This window comes from Paraburkholderia terricola, assembly GCF_003330825.1.
Lineage (GTDB): Bacteria > Pseudomonadota > Gammaproteobacteria > Burkholderiales > Burkholderiaceae > Paraburkholderia > Paraburkholderia terricola.
In genome coordinates this window covers 616,630-637,975 of record NZ_CP024941.1, presented here as the reverse complement: position 1 = coordinate 637,975, position 21,346 = coordinate 616,630, and the positions used below count along the sequence as shown (strand labels likewise).

Annotated in this window: 16 protein-coding genes; 9 read left to right on the top strand and 7 right to left on the bottom strand. The window is 65.2% G+C overall.

Annotated elements, in window-relative coordinates; translation table 11 throughout:
* The first annotated feature begins 125 nt into the window (after positions 1-125).
* The 3 genes from CUJ90_RS02830 to CUJ90_RS02820 all read left to right on the top strand — a co-directional run bounded on the left by CUJ90_RS02830 (position 126) and on the right by CUJ90_RS02820 (position 3,623).
* Positions 126-1,592, top strand: a complete 1,467-nt coding sequence (locus tag CUJ90_RS02830; protein ID WP_114161933.1) for a TAXI family TRAP transporter solute-binding subunit — start codon at positions 126-128, stop codon at positions 1,590-1,592.
* A 95-nt stretch (positions 1,593-1,687) separates the two neighbouring features.
* The gene (locus CUJ90_RS02825) at positions 1,688-2,332 is read left to right on the top strand and encodes a 2-hydroxychromene-2-carboxylate isomerase (RefSeq protein WP_114161932.1); all 645 of its coding nucleotides are present in this window, start codon (positions 1,688-1,690) and stop codon (positions 2,330-2,332) included.
* 316 nt (positions 2,333-2,648) lie between these two features.
* Complete coding sequence (locus tag CUJ90_RS02820; protein ID WP_083084507.1) at positions 2,649-3,623, top strand: LysR substrate-binding domain-containing protein; 975 nt, start codon at positions 2,649-2,651, stop codon at positions 3,621-3,623.
* 112 nt (positions 3,624-3,735) lie between these two features.
* Here CUJ90_RS02820 and xdhC read toward each other — a convergent pair whose 3' ends face one another.
* From xdhC to xdhA, 3 genes are read right to left on the bottom strand one after another with little or no spacing between them, the layout of a single operon-like run.
* Positions 3,736-4,338 carry a xanthine dehydrogenase accessory protein XdhC gene (gene xdhC / locus CUJ90_RS02815; RefSeq protein ID WP_422879695.1) on the bottom strand — a complete coding sequence of 201 codons (603 nt, stop codon included), beginning with the start codon at positions 4,336-4,338 and terminating at the stop codon, positions 3,736-3,738.
* Positions 4,339-4,359: 21 nt separating this feature from the next.
* Positions 4,360-6,726 (bottom strand): xanthine dehydrogenase molybdopterin binding subunit, encoded by a 2,367-nt coding sequence (gene xdhB, locus CUJ90_RS02810; RefSeq protein ID WP_114161931.1) that lies wholly within the window; start codon positions 6,724-6,726, stop codon positions 4,360-4,362.
* A 29-nt stretch (positions 6,727-6,755) separates the two neighbouring features.
* Positions 6,756-8,273, bottom strand: a complete 1,518-nt coding sequence (gene xdhA / locus CUJ90_RS02805; protein ID WP_114161930.1) for a xanthine dehydrogenase small subunit — start codon at positions 8,271-8,273, stop codon at positions 6,756-6,758.
* A 352-nt stretch (positions 8,274-8,625) separates the two neighbouring features.
* Here xdhA and CUJ90_RS02800 point away from each other — a divergent pair, with 352 nt between their 5' ends.
* Positions 8,626-9,837 carry an MFS transporter gene (locus tag CUJ90_RS02800; protein ID WP_114161929.1) on the top strand — a complete coding sequence of 404 codons (1,212 nt, stop codon included), beginning with the start codon at positions 8,626-8,628 and terminating at the stop codon, positions 9,835-9,837.
* A 347-nt stretch (positions 9,838-10,184) separates the two neighbouring features.
* Here the strand turns inward: CUJ90_RS02800 and CUJ90_RS02795 are convergent, their stop codons facing one another.
* Entirely contained in the window at positions 10,185-11,408 is a 1,224-nt protein-coding gene (locus CUJ90_RS02795) for a pyridoxal-phosphate-dependent aminotransferase family protein (protein ID WP_114161928.1), read from the bottom strand.
* A 438-nt stretch (positions 11,409-11,846) separates the two neighbouring features.
* Between CUJ90_RS02795 and CUJ90_RS02785 the strand changes: the two genes are divergently transcribed.
* Positions 11,847-12,845 carry a 2-hydroxyacid dehydrogenase gene (locus CUJ90_RS02785; RefSeq protein WP_114161926.1) on the top strand — a complete coding sequence of 333 codons (999 nt, stop codon included), beginning with the start codon at positions 11,847-11,849 and terminating at the stop codon, positions 12,843-12,845.
* A 71-nt stretch (positions 12,846-12,916) separates the two neighbouring features.
* On the opposite strand, the gene CUJ90_RS02780 is transcribed toward CUJ90_RS02785, so the two are convergent.
* Positions 12,917-13,534, bottom strand: coding sequence for a plasmid fertility inhibition factor family protein (locus tag CUJ90_RS02780; RefSeq protein WP_083084513.1), 618 nt, complete (start codon positions 13,532-13,534; stop codon positions 12,917-12,919).
* Between the two features lie 128 nt (positions 13,535-13,662).
* Between CUJ90_RS02780 and CUJ90_RS02775 the strand changes: the two genes are divergently transcribed.
* The 4 genes from CUJ90_RS02775 to CUJ90_RS02760 all read left to right on the top strand — a co-directional run bounded on the left by CUJ90_RS02775 (position 13,663) and on the right by CUJ90_RS02760 (position 18,594).
* Positions 13,663-14,484: a crotonase/enoyl-CoA hydratase family protein gene (locus CUJ90_RS02775; protein ID WP_114161925.1), complete on the top strand. Its 822-nt coding sequence runs from the start codon at positions 13,663-13,665 to the stop codon at positions 14,482-14,484.
* A 185-nt stretch (positions 14,485-14,669) separates the two neighbouring features.
* Positions 14,670-15,481 (top strand): IS5 family transposase gene (locus tag CUJ90_RS02770; protein WP_114161924.1). Its coding sequence is split into 2 segments (ribosomal slippage): positions 14,670-15,009 and positions 15,009-15,481, totalling 813 coding nucleotides; the frame shifts between segments, so codons are not numbered across the junction.
* Positions 15,482-15,607: 126 nt separating this feature from the next.
* Positions 15,608-16,774 (top strand): MFS transporter, encoded by a 1,167-nt coding sequence (locus tag CUJ90_RS02765; RefSeq protein ID WP_114163419.1) that lies wholly within the window; start codon positions 15,608-15,610, stop codon positions 16,772-16,774.
* 119 nt (positions 16,775-16,893) lie between these two features.
* Positions 16,894-18,594, top strand: coding sequence for a PQQ-binding-like beta-propeller repeat protein (locus CUJ90_RS02760; RefSeq protein ID WP_114163418.1), 1,701 nt, complete (start codon positions 16,894-16,896; stop codon positions 18,592-18,594).
* Positions 18,595-18,614: 20 nt separating this feature from the next.
* Here the strand turns inward: CUJ90_RS02760 and fahA are convergent, their stop codons facing one another.
* Entirely contained in the window at positions 18,615-19,919 is a 1,305-nt protein-coding gene (fahA, locus tag CUJ90_RS02755) for a fumarylacetoacetase (RefSeq protein WP_114161923.1), read from the bottom strand.
* Positions 19,916-21,262 carry a homogentisate 1,2-dioxygenase gene (gene hmgA / locus CUJ90_RS02750; RefSeq protein WP_114161922.1) on the bottom strand — a complete coding sequence of 449 codons (1,347 nt, stop codon included), beginning with the start codon at positions 21,260-21,262 and terminating at the stop codon, positions 19,916-19,918. Before hmgA ends, fahA begins: the two co-directional genes overlap by 4 nt.
* Positions 21,263-21,346 lie beyond the last annotated feature (84 nt).

Genomic DNA, 21,346 nt, shown 5'->3' with positions numbered 1-21,346 from the left:
CGCCGCGCGGTTTGCCCGGCGTTCGCGGCAGCCGGCCCTGGCATGGCGCGTGCGTTTTCGTTCAGTCGTGCGCCACGAAGCGCCGTCAACCTGTGTCCTTTCGAGCGTAGCCGTCACGTCATCCGATGAAGCCCGCCACCGGCCGCAAAGGCCCTCCCCGTCTCGTTGCCCGTTTCGTCGCGATCTCCTGGCGCGATCTGGCCGTCTCGTTCGGGCCGATTCTGCTGATCGCCGTCGCGGCCATCTGGGTCGCCGTGCGGCTGATCCAGCCCGCCCCGCCCAGCACGCTGACGATCAGCGCCGGCCCCGAAGGCAGCACCTTCTGGACCGCGGCGCAAAAGTACAAAGAGATCCTGGCGCGCAACCGCATCACGCTGAACGTGCTGCCTTCGGAAGGCTCGCTGCAGAATCTCAAGCGGCTTTCGGACCCGAACTCGGATGTCGACGTCGGCTTCGTGCAGGACGGCGTCGCGCCGGCCCAGGCGAGCGGCGGCCTGATGTCGCTCGGCAGCGTGGCGTATGTGCCGCTGGCGATCTTCTATCACGGTCCGACGATCGCGCGGCTCGCCGAATTCAAGGGTCAGCGGCTCGCCGTCGGCGCCGAGGGGAGCGGCACGCGTGAGCTCGCGCTCGCGCTGCTCAAGGCCAACGGCATCGCGCCGGGCGGCTCGACCAAACTGCTGCCGCTCTCAGGCGACGACGCCGCCGAGGCGCTCGTCTCCGGCAAGGTCGACGCGGCATTTCTGGCTGGCGACTCGGCGCAACCGGCGGTGATGGGCAAGCTCTACCGCACGCCGAACGTGCAGTTCTACGACTTCACGCAGGCCACTGCCTACACGCGCCGCTTTCCCTATCTGACCGAACTCACGATGCCGATGGGCGCGTTCGACCTGGGCAAGAACCTGCCGTCCGCGCCGATTCATCTGGTGGCGCCGACCGCTGAACTGGTGGCGCGCGACTCGCTGCACCCCGCGCTCTCGGATCTGCTGATCGAAGCCGCGCGCGAGGTGCACGGCAAGGCCAACATCATGCAGCGCGCCGGCGAATTTCCCGCGCCGCTCGCGCACGACTTCCCGATCAGCGACGACGCCGCGCGCTACTACAAGTCGGGCAAGAGCTTCCTCTACCGGATCTTGCCGTTCTGGCTCGCGAGTCTCGCCGACCGTCTGCTGGTGGTCGTGGTGCCGCTGATCGTGTTGCTGATTCCGGCGCTGCGGCTCGTGCCGTCGCTGTATGCGTGGCGGGTCAAGTCGCGGATCTATCGGTGGTACGGCGCGCTGATCGCGATCGAGCGCAGCGCGCTCAGCGAATATTCGGCCGCCGAGCGCGCGTCGCTGATCGAACGGCTGGACGCGATCGAGGAGTCGGTCAATGGTCTGAAGATGCCGCTCGCTTACGCCGATCAGTTCTATGTGCTGCGCGAGCATATCGGCTTCGTGCGCGCGCGGCTCACGCAAAGCCGCGATATTCAGCGCGACGCGCCGGACGAGAAAGACGCCGGCTCTCCGCCGCCGACACCGCCCACGCCGTCCGCGGCGAACGAAGCGGCCGAAATCGGCGAGACGCCCGAAGACACCGGTCGCAAACCCTAGTGACCGGTGCAAGCAGCGAGCGCACCGCGTAAGATCATTACAATTCCGACAATCCAGCAGACGCACCGTTCTGAAAAGCAATCCGGGAGACATTCATGACCGTTGGCATCGACGCCAGGCAGCCGCTGTGGTTCTACGATTTTGTCTCGCCGTTTACCTATCTGTTGCTCGAGCAACACGATAAATGGCCGGGCTTCGACTTCGTGTTCACGCCGATCGTGCTGAACGACCTGTATCGCCACTGGGGCCAGTTGCCGGCCTACAGCGTGCCCGCCAAGCGCATCTTCATGTATCGCCACGCGCTGTTTCGCGCGGAGCAACTCGGCATTCCCTACAAGATGCCGCCGGCTCATCCGTTCGATTCGACCAAGCCGCTGCTGCTCGCCACCGCGGCGAATGGCGACATCGCCTTCGTGCGCGAGATTTTCCGCTTCATCTGGCGTGAAGGGCGTGATCCGTCGAGCGACGAGGCATTCGCCGAGTTGTGCGAGCGCGTCGGCATGCCCGACGGGCCCGAACTCATCAAGAGCGAGGAAGTGAAGGCGCAATTGCAGCGCAACACGGCGGACGCGATCAGCCTGGGCGTCTACGGCGTGCCCACCTTCCGTCTGAACGAGCAGTTGTTCTGGGGTGAGGACGCGTTGCCGATGGTGCTGTACTGCGCGCGCACGCCGAACTGGCTCGACTCGGCGGAAGTGAAGCGAATCAGTTTGCTGCCCTCGGGCCTCCCGAACAACTGAGCGCGGGGCAGAGGTCGGCCCTGGTTCGAGGCGGCGCGCCGAAGACGCACTTGCGCGCCACGCGGTGCGCAACAGACTGCGGCGATCAGCATGCCCCGCCGTGGAATTTCCTCGATCCGCGCGAGCTAATGTGCGCAGCCGTGGCGTCGCAAAGGCGCGGCTGATGCCGGCCATACCGCGCCTGCTATGGCCGCCACACCGCAAACGGGCCTAAGGTAATAACCTTTGCGCCCCGCTACGCGAGTGGTGGTGCGCGAGCGGTTCCGTAAGCACGCTTTGTCCGCGCCCGATCCGCTCGCACCGCCTCGCCTGAACCATGGACGACACCGCCGCCTCCCTCGATATCTGGCTCGTGCGCGTGCTGCGCACGCTGCTGGTCGAGCGCAGCGTCACGCAGACCGCGCTGCGTCTGAATCAGACCCAGCCCGCCATCAGCACCGCGCTGCGCAAACTGCGCGAGACGCTGAACGACCCGATCCTCGTGCGCGGCAAATCGGGCATGGTGCCGACCGAATACGGCGAATCGCTGCTGGCCTCCGCGCAACGCGTGCTGCGCGAAGTGGATTTCGTCGCGACGCCGCACGGCGACTTCGATCCGGGCCGTTCGCGCCGCACCTTTCGCGTGGCCGCGCCGGATTATCTGAACGACTTTTTCATGCCGACGGTGATCGCGCGGTTTCGCGAGTCCGCGCCGCATGCGCGGCTCGAAATCGATTCGCTGAGCCCGATGCTCGATCATTCCGCGGCGCTCGAGGCCGGCGAACTCGACCTGGTGATCGGCAACTGGCCGAAGCCCGATCCGCGTTTCGAGCGCAGCGATCTGTTCGCGGATACGGTGGTGTGCCTGATGCGCGCCGATCATCCGCTGACCCGCGCGCCGTTGACGCGCGAAGCGTATCTCGCGGCGCCGCATCTTGCGCCCACGCCCTACAGCGGCGCGCGCGGCGGCGCCATCGACATTGGTTTCGCGCGGGCGCGCGCCGAGCGGCGCATCGTCGCCACGCTGCCCTACTTCGGCCTCGTGCCGCAAACCCTGCTGCAATCGGATCTGATCTTCACGACCACGCGGCGTTTCGCGACGCACTATGCAAGCATCCTGCCGCTCGCGGTTGTGGAGGTGCCGATTCCGTTTCCGCGCATCAAGTGCTATCAGATGTGGCATCCGCAGCCGGACAGGCCGAGCGACATCGGCTGGTTGCGCGCGCTGATGTCGCAGGTGTCCGATGGGCTGGTCGCGCAGAAGGTGCGGCGCGTGAAGCGGGCGGGCACGAAGGCAACGTCAGGCGGATAGGGCCGACGTTTTGGTTCGGAGGTAGGCGCTGGATGTCGGGCGCGTTGCTTCGACTGCGTTGCTTCGACTGCGTTGCTTCGACTGCGTTGCATGAGGCGTGGCCCCGCCGCGCTCACCCGCTCGCGCAAAGCACCCGCGTCACCGCTTGTGCCGCTGCCCGCCGCGCCCGCACCTGCAACAACTCCGCGCACACTGCCACCGCGATCGCCGGGGGCGCCTTATCGACGATGCCGGCCACGCCGATCGGACACGTCATCTCCACGAGCCGCTCCCGAGCCACGCCGCGCTCGAGCAAACGCCGCTCGAATTTCACGCGCTTGGTCTTCGAACCGATCATGCCGAAGTAGCTGAAGTCGCGCCGCCGCATGATGCGTTCGGCCAGCGAAAAATCGAGCGCGTGGCGATGCGTCATCACGAGGAAGTAGGCACCGGGCGGCGCGGTGTCGACGATTGCATCGGGCGTGTCCGTCGCTTCGATCTGCACGTTGGCGGGCGTTTCGTCGGGAAACAGTTCGTCGCGCTCGTCGACCCACTGCACGACACACGGCAGGCTGCCGAGCAACGTGACGAGCGCATGGCCGACATGCCCCGCGCCGAACAGCACGATATGCAGCGGCGCCGGACGCGGCGCTTGCAGTGCGCCGCGCCGGCCGGTCCGAACGGACGGCAACTCGTTCATGGCGATCATTCCAGTTGGGTTCGAGTCGTGCATCATGGCCGCGCTTGCGTTCAAAGTTTACTGCCGCGCCGCCGCGCGCGCCGCCCGCACCGCGCCGACTGCCTTGAGGATTTCCTCGCTCGTCGCGGGCGCGTTCAGCGGCGGATTGACCGTGTGATCGCCGACCGCCGAAATAGCGTCGCGAATCGCAAAGAATACCGAGAACGGCAGCAGCAGCGGCGGCTCGCCGGTCGCCTTCGAACGATGGATGCTGTCCTCCGCATTGCGGTTAGCGAACAACCGCACATTGAAGACCGGCGGCGTATCGTTCACGGTCGGAATCTTGTAAGTGGACGGCGCGTGCGTCATCAGCTTGCCGTCCGCGTTCCACCACAGTTCCTCGGTGGTGAGCCAGCCCATGCCCTGAATGAACGCGCCTTCCACCTGGCCGACATCGAGCGCGGGGTTCAGCGACGCGCCCACGTCATGCAGCGCGTCCGCGCGCAGCACGCGCATTTCGCCGGTCAGCGTGTCGATCACCACTTCGGAGACGGCCGCGCCGTAAGAGTAGTAGTAGAACGGCCGGCCTTGCAGCTTCGCCTGGTCCCAATGGAGCTTCGGCGTCGCGTAGAAGCCGTCCGACCACAACTGGATGCGCGCGAGGTAGGCCTTGGCGATCACGTCCTCGAACGGCACCACCGTCTCGCCGACGATCACGCGATCGTGCGCGAACCGCACGTCGGCGGCGCTCACCCGCCCCGCGCCGAAACGCTCGGCGGCGAATGCCGACAAACGTTCGCGCAACTGGCGCGCCGCATCCTGAGCCGCCTTGCCGTTCAGATCGGAACCGGTCGATGCGGCCGTCGCCGATGTATTGGCGACCTTGCTGGTGTCGGTCGCCGTGACGCGAATGCGCTTGAAGCCGACGCCCAGTTCATGCGCGACCACCTGCGCGACCTTCGTGTTCAAGCCCTGGCCCATTTCGGTGCCGCCGTGATTCACCAGCACCGAGCCATCGGTGTAGATGTGCACGAGCGCGCCGGCCTGGTTGAAGTGCGTCACGTTGAACGCGATGCCGAACTTGACCGGCGTGAGCGCGAGCCCCTTTTTCAGCACGTCGTTGTTCGCATTGAAGTCGTCGATCGCCGCGCGGCGCGCGCGGTATTCGCTGGTCGTTTCGAGTTCGTCGATCAGTTCGTGAATCACGTTGTCCTCGACGATCTGGCCATACGGCGTCTGATTGCGCTCGGTCTTGCCGTACAGATTGCGGCGGCGCACGTCGAGCGCGTCCGCGCCGAGCGAACGCGCGACGTTGTCCATGATGTATTCGATCGCGAACGCGCCTTGCGGACCGCCGAAGCCGCGGAACGCGGTGTTCGACTGCGTATTGGTCTTGCCGCAGAAGCCGTCGATGGTCACGTCCGACAGCCAGTACGCGTTATCGAAGTGGCACAGCGCGCGCGTCATCACCGGACCCGACAGGTCGGCGGAAAAACCGCAGCGCGAGGTCATGTCGACGCTCACGCCGTCGATCACGCCGTGCTCGTCGTAGCCCACTTCATACGCGTAGTGAAAGTCGTGCCGCTTGCCGGTGACCATCATGTCGTCGTCGCGATCGGGGCGCAGCTTCACGGGGCACAGCAGCTTCCATGCGGCGAGCGCCGCGCAGCACGCGAACAGGCCCGATTGCGATTCCTTGCCGCCGAACGCGCCGCCCATCCGCCGGCATTCGATCAGCACGTTATGCGACGCCACGCCCAGGGCGTGCGCGACCAGGTGCTGCATCTCGGTGGGATGCTGGGTCGAACAGTAGACGTGCATGCCGTCGTCGTCCTTCGGCACCGCGTAGGCAATCTGGCCTTCCAGATAGAACTGCTCCTGACCGCCGAGCAGCATCTCGCCGGCATCGCGATGCGCGGCGCGGGCGATCTTCGCGGCTGCCGCGCCGCGCGCGAGTTTCATCGGCGGCAGCACGGACTGGTTGGCGGCGCGCGCCTGCCGCGCGGTGAGAATCGCGGGCAATTCCTCGTAGACGACTTCAGCCCGGCGCGCCGCGAGACGCGCGGTTTCATGCGACGTCGCGACCACGATGAAGATCGGCTGGCCGACGTATTGCACGACACCGTCCGCGAGAATCGGATCGTCGCCGTGGATGATCGGGCCGACGTCGTTGGCGCCGGGAATGTCGCCGGCGGTGAAGATCGCGACCACGCCGGGCGTGGCGCGCACTGCGTCGAACGACATCGACACGAGCCTCGCGTGCGCTTTCGACGACAGGCCGAGCGCGGCGTGCAACGTGCCGGCGAGCGTCGGTATGTCGTCGGTGTAAGTGGCGCGGCCGCTCACATGCAAATGCGCGGATTCATGCGGACGCGAGACGTGGACCTGAGTGAAGTTTTCCTGATCCTGAAGATCTTTCAGGAACGGCTCGGCATGCTGGTTCATTGTCGTGTTCTCCGTAGGCTCGCGGCGTATCAGGCGTTCGCGCACGCCGCGGCGACCGCGCGCACATCCAGCGCGCTTTTCGGCAGCGGATCGTTCGGACGCGTTTCGAGCCAGAAGCGATACAGCGTGTTCTTCGCCGCTTCGAGGCGGTAGTGGCTGGTCGCGCGCATGTCGGAGAGCGGCGCGTAGTCGTTGCCGAGCGCGAGCATCGCGGCCTGCGCGGTGGCCTCGTGCCAGTCGGCGTCGCGCAAAACGGCTTCGGCGTGCGTCGCGCGTTTGGGCGTGGCGGCCATGCCGCCGAATGCGATGCGCGGCTCGCGGATCACGTTGCCGTCCGCGATGAAGGAGAACGCGGCGCAGACGGCCGAGATGTCGGAATCGAAACGCTTCGAGAGTTTGTAGGTGCGAAAGTGCAGGTTCTTGCGCGCGCCGGTGCGCGTCGGCACTTTCAGCCCGACCACGAATTCGTGCTCCGCCATGGCCTTCTTCTGATACGCGAGGTACAGGTCTTCGAGCGGCATCTCGCGTTCGATCTCGCCGCCGCGCACGATCACGCGCGCGCCGAGCGCGATCAGGCCGGGCATCGAATCGCCGATCGGCGAACCATTCGCGATGTTGCCGCCGAGCGTGCCCGCATTGCGGATCGGCAGCGACGCGAAGCGCAGCCACATTTCGGTAAGTTCGGGGTAGTGCCTCGCGAGTTCCGCATACGCCTTTTCGACGGTCACGCCCGCGCCGATCGCGATCCAGTCGTCATTCGTTTCGAGCTTCTGCAATGCGGCGATCTGGCCCACGTAGACGACGTTGCCGAGTTCGCGCATCTGCTTGGTGACCCACAGGCCGATGTCCGTGCTGCCCGCGAGAATGCGCGCGGCCGGTTCGGCTTGCTTGATCTTCGCGAGCGCTTCGACGGTGCGCGGCGCATTGAACTGCTGGCCGGCGTGCTGATAGTGGAAGGTGTCGACGCGCTCGAGCGTGGCGAGCGTTCCGGCGAGCGCGCCGATGTCGAGCGGCGCTTTCGGCGCGGGCGCTTCGAACATCCGTACGGCCGCGTCGACGATCGGACGGTAGCCCGTGCAGCGGCACAGGTTGCCGGTGAGCGCGTTGCCGATCGCTTCGCGCGACGGCACGGTTTTGTTCGCGCAGCCGTGTTCGTGGCCGTGCTTTTCGTACAGCGACCACATCGACATGACGAAGCCCGGCGTGCAGAAACCGCACTGCGAGCCGTGGCACTCGACCAGCGCCTGCTGTACCGGATGCAGCGAGCCGTCCGGCTGGCGCAGGTCTTCGACGGTGAAGAGCGCGCGGCCGTCGAGCGTCGGCAGGAACTGGATGCAGGCGTTGACCGCCTTGAAGTCGACGCCGCCCGCCTCGTTGCGCTCGCCGATCACGACCGTGCAGGCGCCGCAGTCGCCTTCGGCGCAGCCTTCCTTGGTGCCGGTGCAATGGGCGTCCTCACGCAGATACTGCAGGACCGTGCGCGTGACGGGGGCGTCCTCGATCTCGCGGATCGCGTTGCGGTGGTAGAAGCGAATCGGCTCAGTCATGTCTCGTTGCTCTCGAAGGTGACGGTTCGAAAACTATCACCGTCAATAAAGGCAACCCATAGCGGGGGCCGCATGCGGGACATATCCGCGAGACGATAAAGAGACGGGTTCGAGTGGCGATTGGCTTATGTAGCAGCGGTAGTTTTGCCGCTCTTTTGCTGTCTACACGGCTAATCGGCCCTCATCCGCCCATGCCGAGGGCGGGAAAAGGACGTTTCATGGAGCCAAAATCGACCACTATGTGGATGTTGCGCCTGCCTTTGGTCCGACGAATTATTAAGCAACTCCTGCAAGAGAATCGGTTCCATGGGAAAATCACGCCTTCCCGCCGTTTTCAAGTCTCGTTTTCCCCATGTCCACCGACTCAGCGACACCTCGCAGCGAATTTGCGACGACCCTGCAGATCATTCCAGTCGTCTTTTTCACGTTTCTTTGCTACCTGACGATCGGCATTCCGCTGGCGGTGCTGCCCGGCTACGTCCACGACGACCTGGGTTACAGCGCCGTGCTCGCGGGCGCGGCGATCAGCGTGCAATACCTGGCGACGCTGGCCTCGCGGCCGTTGGCCGGCCGTTCGGCGGATACGCTGGGGCCGAAGCGCACGGTGTCGATCGGTTTGCTGGGTTGCGGCGCGAGCGGGATTCTGTTGTTGCTGGCGGTGTTGTGCGAGGGCTGGCCTGTGCTGAGCCTGGGGCTGCTGGTGTGCAGCCGCCTCGTGCTCGGATTCGGCGAAAGCCTGTGCGGCACGGGCGCGATTCTATGGGGCATCGGCCGGGTGGGCACGACCAACAATGCCCGGGTGATTTCGTGGAACGGCATCGCGACGTATGGCGCGCTCGCGGTCGGCGCGCCGCTCGGGGTCGCGATTGCGCATACGGTCGGCTTTGCCGCGCTGGGCATTCTGGTGATCGCGCTGGCGGCGCTCGGCTTCTATCTGGCCCGGCCGATGGCGCCGGTCCCCGTCGTGCATGGCGAGCGGATGTCGTACCGCAGCGTGTTCACGCGGGTGTTGCCGCACGGTATCGGGTTGGCGCTCGGGTCCGTCGGCTTCGGCTCGATCGCCACTTTCATCACGCTGTTCTATGCCGCGAAGAATTGGCCGAACGCGGCTTTGTCGCTGACGGTGTTCGGCACGCTGTTCATCGGCGCGCGTTTGTTGTTCGCCAACACGATCAAGACCTACGGCGGGTTTCGTGTGGCGATTGTTTCGTTCTCGTTTGAATGCGTCGGCTTGTTGATGCTGTGGCTGGCGCCTGAGCCGCATATCGCGCTGGCCGGGGCGGCGTTGACCGGCTTCGGATTCGCGCTGGTGTTTCCCTCGCTTGGGGTGGAGGCCGTCGGGCTTGTGCCGCCTGCTAGCCGTGGGGCGGCTCTGTCGGCTTATTCCGTGTTTCTCGATCTCTCGCTTGGGATTACCGGGCCGTTGGCCGGGTATATCGCCGGGGAGTTTGGGTATGGGTCGGTGTTTCTGTTTGCCGCGGTCGCGGCGGCTGCGGCTGCGGGGCTTTGTTGTTTGCTTTATTTGCGGAATGTTAAGGTGACTGATTTGCCTGCGGCGCTCTAAGGGTTTTGCTTTTTTTTGCCTTCGCGGCGCTTCGGTTGTTTGCTTGCGGGGTTGGCCTTTTCTTGCTTTCTTAGTGGTCTATTGGCGTTGCCCCTGTGCGGGGCGGCACTTACTTTCTTTGCCGCCGCAAAGAAAGTAAGCAAAGAAAGCGGCTCACACCGCTAGTTCTGAAGCGGGTCCTTTGGCTTGGAGGGGGCAGTGGCCCATCTGGAATCCGTGCCCTCGCGCATTCAATGTTAGTGACAAGGCAGTCATGCTTCCCGACTCGCGCTGCGCGCTCGTCGGAAGGGTCTGCCTGACAAACAGTGGGGCGTTTGGTAGTCAAGGTGCGCCGAGAGGCGCGACCACTACTTTCCTTCCGACAAGCCCCGCTCGAGCGCCGCTACGCCGGCCGGCAAGTCGACCTTGACGCCGAGGTCAACCATCGTTCTTCCAAGGGCGTGCACCGTGCGGAAAAGATTGTGCTCGCGGCACTGTTCCCCCATCTGCCCGATCCGCACGATCGGCAAACCGAAGGAGCCGGAAATCTCCACCTGATGCATCCGCGAAATATGCGCGCAGACATCGCCTGGACTGAGCCCGGCCGGCACCTCGATTCCCACCACCGAATTCAACCGGCACGCCGCCGGCGTATACAGTTGCAAACCCAACGCCGTCACGCCTTGCTGCAACGCCAGCGAGCATTTCAAATGCCGCGCAAAGCGCTTTTCCAACGTCTCGGCGCACACGAGACGCAACGCCTCGTGCAATGCCAGCACGCCCGACACCGGCGCGGTGTAGTGATACCCGGCGTTATGCCAGAAGTTCTCCGCCAGCGACGCATCCAGACACCAATGCGCATTCGGCGCCGTGCGCCCTTTCACTCGCTCCCACGCGGCGTCGGAAAACGCAATCAGCGACACGCCCGGAATCGACGACAGCCCCTTCTGCCCGCCCGTAATCACAGCGTCGATGCCCCACTCGTCCATCTCCAACGGCATCGTGCTCAGCGTGCACACCGCGTCCACGATGACCAGCGCGCCGGCCGCTTTCGCCAGTGCGGCAATGTCCTTCAGATGGTGGTTCCACACCGTATTCGATGTCTCGCCCTGCACCACCGTCACGATCTCGGGGCGCTCGCGGCGAATCGCCTCGGCGACCTGATCGAGACTCGCGACGGAACGGTCGTCGACGTCCAGCGTGCTCACCCGCGCGCCGACGCGGCGGCCCATTTCCGCCATCCGCTCGCTGAAGAAGCCGTTCCTGATGCTCAGCACACGCGTGCCTTCCCACGCGAGATTGCAGATCGCCATTTCCATCGCGGCCGATCCCGGTCCCGCCACGCCCAGCACCCATTTGGATTTCGTCTGGAACACGTAGCGCGCCATCGTCTTGACCTGGCCGATCACCTTCACCATCGTGCCGCCCAGGTGATTGATCACGACCGTGTTGGCCTTGGCGACGGCCGCGGGAATCGGCACGGGGCCGGCGCCCATCATCAGGAGCGGTTCTTCGGGAAGAATCGCGTCGAGCGATTCGACAACCGGACAGGGCACTGCGGAGGAAACGGAGGTGGAGGATGAAGTCGGCATGATCGATACGTGAATGTCAGGACGCAAAGGAGCAAGCGGCCTCGCCGGCACTACCGCCGGCGAGGCCGTCGGTCCGATCATTCACTGAACCGCGCGATTGCGCAAGTTGATTGCGCAAGTTTTTTGACCATGCCTTGCCGCCTGGCGCCGCAATGATCGACGTGTCGCAAACGCCGCCAGGCGCAATTGGCGCCACGCGCAATGAGCCGATGCCATAGCCGATGCAATGAGCCGACTCCAAGCCTGCGCCTCGCGCGCTCCAGACGAATGACCTCAGCAATCGAGCGATCGTGCCGACTCACGAATCGACGGGTTGGTCAGCCCTCCGCGCCATGCATTGGCTACCGTATACTGGCTAGCCCACCGCCTATATGCCGCGCCCCTCAGTTCGCCTCGATTCGCCTGTTCAGCGCCGGCACGCAATTCACGGAGCCGCTCATGCGCATGATCCTGTTCAGCAGCCGCCAGTACGACAGCGACACATTCACCGAAGCCAATGCCGCGCACGCTTATGAACTGCGCTTTCAGGAGTCGCATCTCGACCTGGAAACCGCCGTGCTCGCGCAGGGCTACGACGTGGTCTGCCCGTTCGTCAACGACACCGTCGACGCGGCCGTGCTCGAACGTCTCCATGCCGGCGGCACCCGCCTGATCGCGCTGCGCTCCGCCGGCTTCAATCACGTCGACCTGGCCGCGGCCGAGGGTCTCGGCATGACGGTCGCGCGCGTGCCGGCCTATTCGCCGCACGCGGTCGCCGAACACGCGGTCGGTCTCATCCTCGCGCTCAATCGGCGCTTGCCGCGCGCCGTCGCGCGCACACGTGAAGGCGATTTCTCGCTGCATGGGCTGCTCGGTTTCGATCTGCACGGCAAGACCGTCGGGGTGATCGGCACCGGCATGATCGGCCGCGTGTTCGGACGCATCATGGCGGGCTTCGGCATGCAGGTGCTCGCCTACGACCCAGGCACGCCGGCCGACGATCTGCTCGCGCTCGGCGCGCGCTACGTGCCGCTCGACACGCTGCTCGCCGAGTCGGACGTCGTCAGTCTGCATTGCCCGCTGGTGCCGGCCACCTACCATATGATCGACAGCCGCGCGCTCGCGAGGATGAAACGCGGCGCGATGCTGATCAACACGGGCCGTGGCGGTCTCGTCGAAAGCAATGCGCTGATCGGCGCGTTGAAGGACGGCCAGCTCGGCCACCTCGGGCTCGACGTGTACGAGGAGGAAGGCGGCCTCTTTTTCGAGGACCACTCGAACCTGCCGTTGCAGGACGACGTGCTCGCGCGTCTGTTGATGTTCCCGAACGTGATCGTCACGGCGCACCAGGCGTTCTTCACGCGCGAGGCGATGAGCGAGATCGCGCAGACCACGCTCGGCAACGTCGCGGCATGGCGGGCCGGCACGCCGCGCAATGTGGTGAGTCCCGCTCGTTAAGCGCCAGTTTGGGCAGCAGCCTCAAGCGAGCCGCGCTCGCGGACCCCAAGCGCGAGCCCCAAGCGCCAACCTCAATCGCCGCCTTCGCTCGTCAGCGTGGTCGGGCGGAGCGCGGTGCGGGCGTCGTCCGCGGCGCCGCAGATTTCGCGCAATAGCGCCGCCTCGCGCTCATGCACTTCCACCGGAAACCAGCGCGCCCCCGCGTCGGCCAGATAGCGCGCGCGATGCTGGCCGTTGCGAAACGCCACCACGCCTTCGCGCTCCAGACCCAGCCAGCCCAGCAGACCCGGCGCGCGACGCGTCGAGATCGTCACATACGGCATTTGCGGAATGCGCGGGTTCTCAGGATCGAGAAATTCGCGTATGCCGCGCACCTTGCCCGAGTGCCATTCGGCCACCGGCTTCAGAACATAATCGGTGTTGTCGCGGTCCGCGCAGGCGAGCAGCTTGCGCACGTCGACGAGCACGACTTGATGCCGCGTGCCGTCCGCGTCGAAAACGCGTTGCAGGCATACGTGGTCGTACCATGGATGGTGATGCAAAGGCACGATCCAGACCGTCCCGGCAGAAGCCGGCATGGCGGCCGACGATGATTTGGACAAGGACAAAGGCAGGCTCGATAAGCTGGCGAAAACTCGCCAGCGCGTTAAAAGAGCGCTAACGCTACGAGCCGATTGTGAAAGAGGCATGACAGGCCACCGTATTAATCACACTGCATGAGCGGACTGCATAAGCATGCTTCGTGCACGCACTCCATGAGCGCTCGGGAACGCGCCTCGTCACTGAAGGGAACACGCTGACATCTACGGAAACGACGATGATAACCACCCAAAATTTCAATGAACATGTGCGTATCGAAGCCGACGAGGATACGGGCGTCGCGACCCTCGTTCTCGAGCGGCCCGCGCGGCGCAATGCCGTGGACCGCCCCACCGCCGATGCGCTCGCCGCCGCGTTCCGCCGCTTCGAAGCGGAGCCGGCCTGGCGCGCGGCGGTGCTGTTCGGCGCGGGCGGCACGTTTTGCGCGGGCGCGGATCTCAGCGCGCTCGCCGACGACACGCGCCGCAACGAACTGCACGCCGACGGCAGCGGTCCAGGGCCGATGGGCCCGACGCGCATGAGCTTCAGCAAGCCGGTGATCGCGGCGATCGCCGGACATGCGGTGGCGGGCGGTCTGGAACTGGCTGCGATGTGCGATCTGCGGGTCGTCGAGGAAGACGCGGTGCTCGGCGTGTTCTGCCGGCGCGTGGGCATTCCGCTGATCGACGGCGGCACGATCCGCTTGCCGCGTTTGATCGGACTGTCGCGGGCGCTCGACCTCATCCTGACCGGACGCGCGGTGAACGCGCGGGAAGCGCTCGACTTCGGTCTCGCCAACCGCGTCGTCGCGAAAGGCGAGGCGCGCGCGACGGCCGAGCGTCTCGCTGCCGAACTGGCGGCCTTCCCGCAAGCGGCGCTGCTGGCGGACCGCCGCTCGGCGCTGCAAAACAGCCTGCTCGACGACTTCGCCGAGGCGCTGCGACGCGAAGGCGCGGGCGGCTATCAGGCGGTATTCGACGAGGGCGTCGCGGGCGCCGCGCGTTTTGCGCAAGGCGCCGGCCGTCACGGCAACGCGCTCGATCCAGACGAAAGCACCTGATGACGCACAGCCGTCGCACGCCGGAAAAGCGCACTCCGTAGCGGCTTTTCAGCAAAAAACAACAGCCGCCTCGACGGCCAGCGGCACTGTTTTGACTTAGAAGCTGTTGCGAAATTAAGTTTTGGGTCTGTTAACTTTTCTGACTTGGTGTTAACTTCTTGTCTTGTTTTGCCTGACAGGAAGCAATGCCTAAAGAACTCATAGACGACGAATTGTGGTCACTCATCGAACCGCTTCTGCCCGCGCGAGCACCGCGCAATCGCCAGTACGCGGGCCGCAAACCGACGCCAGACCGAGCAGTGCTGACTGGCATCGTGTTCGTGCTGCGCTCGGGCATTGCGTGGAACCTGCTGCCGCAGGAAATGGGTTGCGGCTCAGGCACCGCCTGCTGGCGACGGCTCGTCGCATGGCAGAAGGCCGGTGTCTGGCAACGTATCCACGAAACGCTGCTGGCCGAACTGCGCCGCCGTGGCGAAATCGACTTAACGCGTGCCATCGTCGACAGCTCATCAATTCGCGCCATGCTGGCGGGAAAAAAACCGGCCCGAATCCCACGGACCGGCGCAAGCTCGGCAGCAAGCACCACCTCATCGTCGACGCGCAAGGCATCCCGCTCGCGGTCATCCTGACCGGCGCAAACCGCCACGACATTACGCAGCTCGATGCACTGGTCCAGGCCATTCCACATATCCGGGGCAAACGGGGACGTCCCCTGCACAAGCCGCAAATCGTTCAGGGCGACCGGGGCTACAGTTCCGAGCCACATCGGCAGCGCTTGCGCGAACGTGGCATCACGCCCGTGCTCGCAAAAATTGGCTCGCCCCATGGCAGCGGACTCGGCAAAACGCGTTGGCAAGTCGAGCGCTCGATTGCCTGGCTTCACTCGTTTCGACGCCTGAAGATTCGCTATGAACGCTACGCCCATATCCACGAGGCTTTCCTCTCGTTAGCTTGCGCCTTGATTTGCTGGACGCGCCTCAAGCCTTGGTTTAACTAATTTCGCAACAGCTTCTTAGGTAGAATCCCCTACTGCTTTACCCTTGCACAGCGCATGCGTTTTCGCCCCGAAAACGCGCGTCTGTCGCGCGGCGCTTCACGTCGCGCTGAATCCCGTTCGATCACCATGCCTTTGCCCCTGCTCGCTCTCGCCGTTGCCGCCTTTGGCATCGGCACCACCGAATTCGTCATCATGGGGCTGCTGCCCGATGTCGCCCGCGATCTGTCCGTCTCGATCCCGGCGGCGGGCATGCTGGTGTCGGCTTATGCGCTCGGCGTCACGATCGGCGCGCCGATCGTTGCGATCGCGGTCGCCAACATGCCGCGCAAGAAAGCGTTGATGAGCCTGATCGGCGTGTTCATCGTCGGCAATCTGCTGTGCGCGATCGCGCCGGGCTACGCGGTGCTGATGGCCGCGCGCATCGTCACGGCGTTCTGCCACGGCGCGTTCTTCGGCATCGGCTCGGTGGTGGCCGCGGGTCTCGTCGCGCCGAACCGTCGCGCGCAAGCGATTGCGCTGATGTTCACCGGCCTCACGCTCGCCAATGTGCTCGGCGTGCCGCTCGGCACCGCGCTCGGCCAGGCGGTCGGCTGGCGCGCGACCTTCTGGGCGGTGACGGTCATCGGCGTCGTCGCGGCGGCCGCGCTTGCCGTGTGCCTGCCCGCCAGGATCGAAATGCAGAAAGCGAGCCTCATGCGCGAATTCAGCGTGCTGAAGAACCCGCAAGTGCTGATGGTGCTCGGCGTCAGCGTGCTCGCGTCGGCCAGCCTCTTTTCCACCTTCACGTACATCACGCCGATTCTCGAGGACGTGACCGGCTTCACGCCGCATGCCGTCACTCTCGTGCTGTTGCTGTTCGGCCTCGGCTTGACGGTCGGCAGCACGCTCGGCGGCAAGCTCGCGGACTGGCGGCTGATGCCTTCGCTGGTGGCGTTTCTGCTGGCGATCGTCGTGATCCTGACGATCTTCGCCGGCACGATGCACAGCGAAATTCCCGCGATGATCACGATTTTCGCGTGGGGCGTGCTGGCCTTCGCGATCGTCCCGCCGCTGCAAATGCTGATCGTCGATCGCGCGAGTCACGCGCCGAATCTGGCGTCGACCTTGAACCAGGGGGCGTTCAATCTCGGCAATGCGACGGGCGCCTGGCTCGGCGGCATGGCGATCGGCGCGGGCGCGCCGCTCACCACCCTGCCGTGGGTCGGCGTGGCGACGTCGATCGGCGCGCTCGCGCTGACGCTGTGGTCCGTGTCGATCGACCGACGCGCGCAACGCATGGCGGTCGCAGGGTAAGCCAGCTGCGGATCTCCGCGGGCTAGCACGCTTGATGCTAGTTTCATCGCACATTGCACGGCATTTCGCTGAGCGGGCCATGCGTTCATGGCGCCCACGCCGGCAATGCGGAGAACGCCATGCAAACTCTGCCCTTGTCGCGCCGTTTTTACCTGCTGAGCGCGCTGATCTTTCTCTGTGCGATGACGTTCGGAAGTTGCGGAGGCGGCGGCGATGAAGCCGCGACCGGCGCGGCGACAGGCAGCGGCGCCGGCGGCTCGGGCGGCTCGGGCGGCTCGGGCACGTCCTCGGGCGGCACCGCGATGTCCGCCAAGGGCGACGTCGTGACCTATCACAACGACATCGCGCGCACCGGCCAGTACCTCGACGAAACCATCCTGACGCCGGCCAACGTCAACGCGGCAAGCTTCGGCAAGGTCGGCTTTTTCGCCGTCGACGGCAAGGTCGATGGAGAGCCGCTCTTCGTCGGCTCGCTGGCGATCGCGGGCGGCACGCATAACGTGCTGTACGTCGTGACCGAACACGACAGCGTATTCGCCTTCGACGCCGACACGGGCGCGCGACTATGGCAGGTCCGCACGCTGAAGGCGGGCGAAACGCCGAGCGACGACCTGGGCTGCGGGCAGATCACGCCGGAGATCGGCATCACCTCGACGCCGGTGATCGACCGCTCGCGCGGACCTCACGGCACGATCTATGTCGTCGCGATGTCGAAGGATTCCGGCGGCGGCTACCATCAGCGCGTGCACGCGCTCGATCTCGCGACGGGCGCGGAACTGCTGAACGGACCCACGGAAGTCGCCGCAAGCTATCCGGGCAACGGCGCCAACAGTTCGAACGGACGCGTCGTGTTCGCGCCTTCGTCATATGCCGAGCGCGCGGGTTTGCTCCTGCTCAACGGCATGATCTACACGACGTGGACCTCGCATTGCGACGCGGGCGCTTACACCGGCTGGATCATCGCCTACAGCGCCGACACGTTGCAGCAGACCTCCGTGCTCAATGTCACGCCGAACGGTTCCGAGGGCGCCATCTGGATGAGCGGCGCGGGCCCCGCGTCGGACGGCTCGTCGATCTATCTGCTCGACGGCAACGGCACGTTCGATACCACGCTGAACGCAAACGGTTTTCCGGCTCAAGGCAACTTCGGCAATACGTATCTGAAGCTGGGCACGGCGGGCGGGCTCTCGGTCGTCGATTACTTCGCGATGTCGAATATCGTGCAGGCGTCCGCCGTGGATGCGGATCTCGGTTCGGGCGGCGCGCTCGTGCTGCCCGATCTCACCGATGCGAGCGGCGCGGTTCGCCACCTCACGCTAGGGACGGGCAAGGACGACATCATCTACGTTCTGGATCGCGAGTCGATGGGGAAATTCAACGCCGGCGGCAACAAGATCTACCAGGAGATCGCGGGGCAATTGAGCGGCGGCGAGTTCGGCATGGCGGCTTATTTCAACGGCCGGATTTATTTCGGTTCGGTGGGCGACCATCTGAAGGCCTTCACGATCACTAACGCGCGCTTGTCGGCAACGCCGACCGGCCAGAGCGCGATGACTTTTCCTTATCCTGGGACCACGCCCAGCGTCTCGGCCAACGGCTCGGCGAACGGCATTGTGTGGGCGGCCGAGAACGGCAGCGTGGCGGCGTTGCATGCATTCGATCCGGCCAATCTCGCCACCGAGTTGTACAGCAGCAATCAGATGGGAACGCGCGATCACTTCGGCGCGGGGAACAAGTTCATCACGCCGATGATCGCTCACGGGAAGGTTTATGTCGGAACGATGAATGGCGTGGCGGTGTTTGGGTTGCTCAAGGGGTGAGGGGTCCGTGGTCCCGTGCCTTAGTTTCGCGCCGGCACGATCTCACCGACGCAGGTGCCGAAGCCCACCCGATAACCATCGCCCTGGCACCAGCCGGCAAGCGTCAGTTCGTCGCCGTCCTCGATGAAACCGCGCGTGCCGCCCTCCTTCAGCGCCAGCTGCTTCTTGCCGTTCCACGTCAATTCGAGCAGCGAGCCATACGAATCTTCCGTCGGACCGCTGATCGTGCCCGAGCCCATCAGATCGCCCACGCGCGTATTGCAGCCCGACACCGTGTGATGCGCGAGTTGCTGCGCCATCGTCCAGTACATGTGCTTGAAGTTGGTCCGCGAGATCGTGGTGGCCTGCTTGGCCTGCTGCGGGCGCAGCCTCACTTCGAGCGTGATGTCGAACGCATGCGCGCCGTCGTGGCGCAGATACGCAAGCGGCTGCGGTTCCTGCACCGGCTGCGCGACGCGAAACGGTTCGAGCGCGTCGAGCGTCACGATCCACGGCGAGATCGTCGTGGCGAATGTCTTCGCGTTGAACGGGCCGAGCGGCACGTATTCCCATTGCTGGATGTCGCGCGCGCTCCAGTCGTTCAGCAGCACCATGCCGAAGATATGCGCCTCGGCGTCCGCACACGCGATCGGCTCGCCCAACGCATTGCCGGCGCCGATCACGAAGCCCGTTTCCAGTTCGATATCGAGCTTGCGGCATGCGCCAAACACCGGACGCTCTTCGTCCGGCAGCTTCAATTGGCCGTTGGGACGGCGCACCGGCGTGCCGCTCACCACCACCGACGACGCGCGTCCGTTATAGCCGATCGGCATCTCTGACCAGTTCGGCAGCAGCGCATTCTTCGGATCGCGGAACATCGAGCCGACGTTCGTCGCGTGCTCCTTCGACGAATAGAAGTCGGTGTAGCCCGGAATCCGCACCGGCAGATGCAACCGCGCATCGGCCGCACGCACCAGCGCCTTCGCGCGCAAGCCGGCGTTGTCGCGCAAGGTCGCGGTATCGCGCGCGAGCAGGTGACTCAACTGAATCCGCACGCCGCGCCATGCATCGCGGCCGAGCGCGATGAAATCGTTCAACGTATCGCGCGCAAAAACATCGGCCTTCGACGCCGGCACGTTCAGCAATCCCGCCGCCTGCAACGCCGCCAGATCGACGATCTCGTCGCCGATTGCGACGCCCACGCGCCGCGCGTCGTTGTTGCTGTCGCTGAAAATACCGAACGGCAGATTCTGGATGGGGAAATCATGGTTCGAATCGTTGGCCGACTCGACCCAGCTCTTACGCGACGGATCGAGCGTCGCCTGAAGATCGCTCAATGCGCTCATCGTTGCTCCGGGTTGAAATGTTTCTTGAGGCCTTGCCAGCACTCGTAGTAATGCGCCTGCAATTGCGCGGTTTCGAGCGCGAAGCGGGTCGGCTTGATCAGCGTGCGCGTTTCGAACATGAAGGCCATCGTGTCGCCGACTTTGCTCGGCGTCGACGTGTCGCTGTGCGATGCCTTCTCGAACGTGTCGGCGTCCGGCCCGTGGCCTGTCATGCAGTTATGCAGACTCGCGCCGCCCGGCACGAAGCCCTCGGCCTTCGCGTCGTACACGCCGTGCACGAGGCCCATGAATTCGCTCGCCACGTTGCGATGGAACCAGGGCGGACGGAAGGTATCCTCGGCGGCGAGCCAGCGCGGCGGGAAGATCACGAAGTCGATCGCGTCGACGCCCGGTGTGTCGCTTTGCGATTGCAGCACCAGAAAAATCGACGGGTCGGGATGGTCGAAGCTGATCGAGCCGATCGTGTTGAAGCGGCGCAAGTCGTACTTGTACGGCGCGAAATTGCCGTGCCACGCGACCACGTCGAGCGGCGAATGGCCGATGTCCGCACGCCACAAGTTGCCGTTCATCTTGGCGACGAGTTCGAAATCGCCCTCGCGATCTTCATACGCCGCGTGCGGCGTGAGAAAGTCGCGCGGATTGGCGAGGCCGTTCGAACCGATCGGGCCGAGATCCGGCAGACGCAGCAGCGCGCCGAAGTTCTCGCAGATATAGCCGCGCGCCGGGCCGTCCGGCAGGCCCACCGCAAAGCGCACGCCGCGCGGGATCACCGCGATCTCGAACGGCTCCACGTCCAGCCGGCCCAGCTCGGTCGCGATATGCAGGCGCCCTTCCTGCGGCACGATCAGCAGTTCGCCGTCGGCGCTGTAGAAGAAGCGGTCCTTCATCGAACGGTTCGCCGCGTACAGGTGAATCGCGCAACCGCTCATCGATTCCGCCGCGCCGTTGCCCGCCATCGTCACCCAGCCGTCGATGAAATCGGTCGGCTCGGCCGGCATCGGCAAGGCATCCCAGCGCAACTGGTCAGGCGGCGTGGGCGGCACCTCGGCGAAATTCGCCACGAGCCGCTCCGAAGGCAGCGGCGCGAAAGGCTTATGCACGGCCGCCGGACGAATCCGGTACAGCCACGAACGGCGGTTGTGACCGCGCGGCGCGGTGAACGCGGTGCCCGACAGTTGCTCGGCATACAGGCCATAGGCCGCGCGTTGCGGCGAATTGCGGCCTTGGGGCAAGGCGCCCGGCAAGGCTTCCGTGGCGAATTCGTTCGCGAAGCCCGATTGATAGCCCGGCTCGATTTCTAGCCGTGAGCCGGCGGTAGCCGGCGTACCGGTGGCGGTGTTCATGCAAGGTTCTCCGTTGAGGCTCGATCTTGTCGGTTCCAGGCGGCCTGCGGCTCGATGCGCGAACCGGTGGCGTCGCCGCAGATG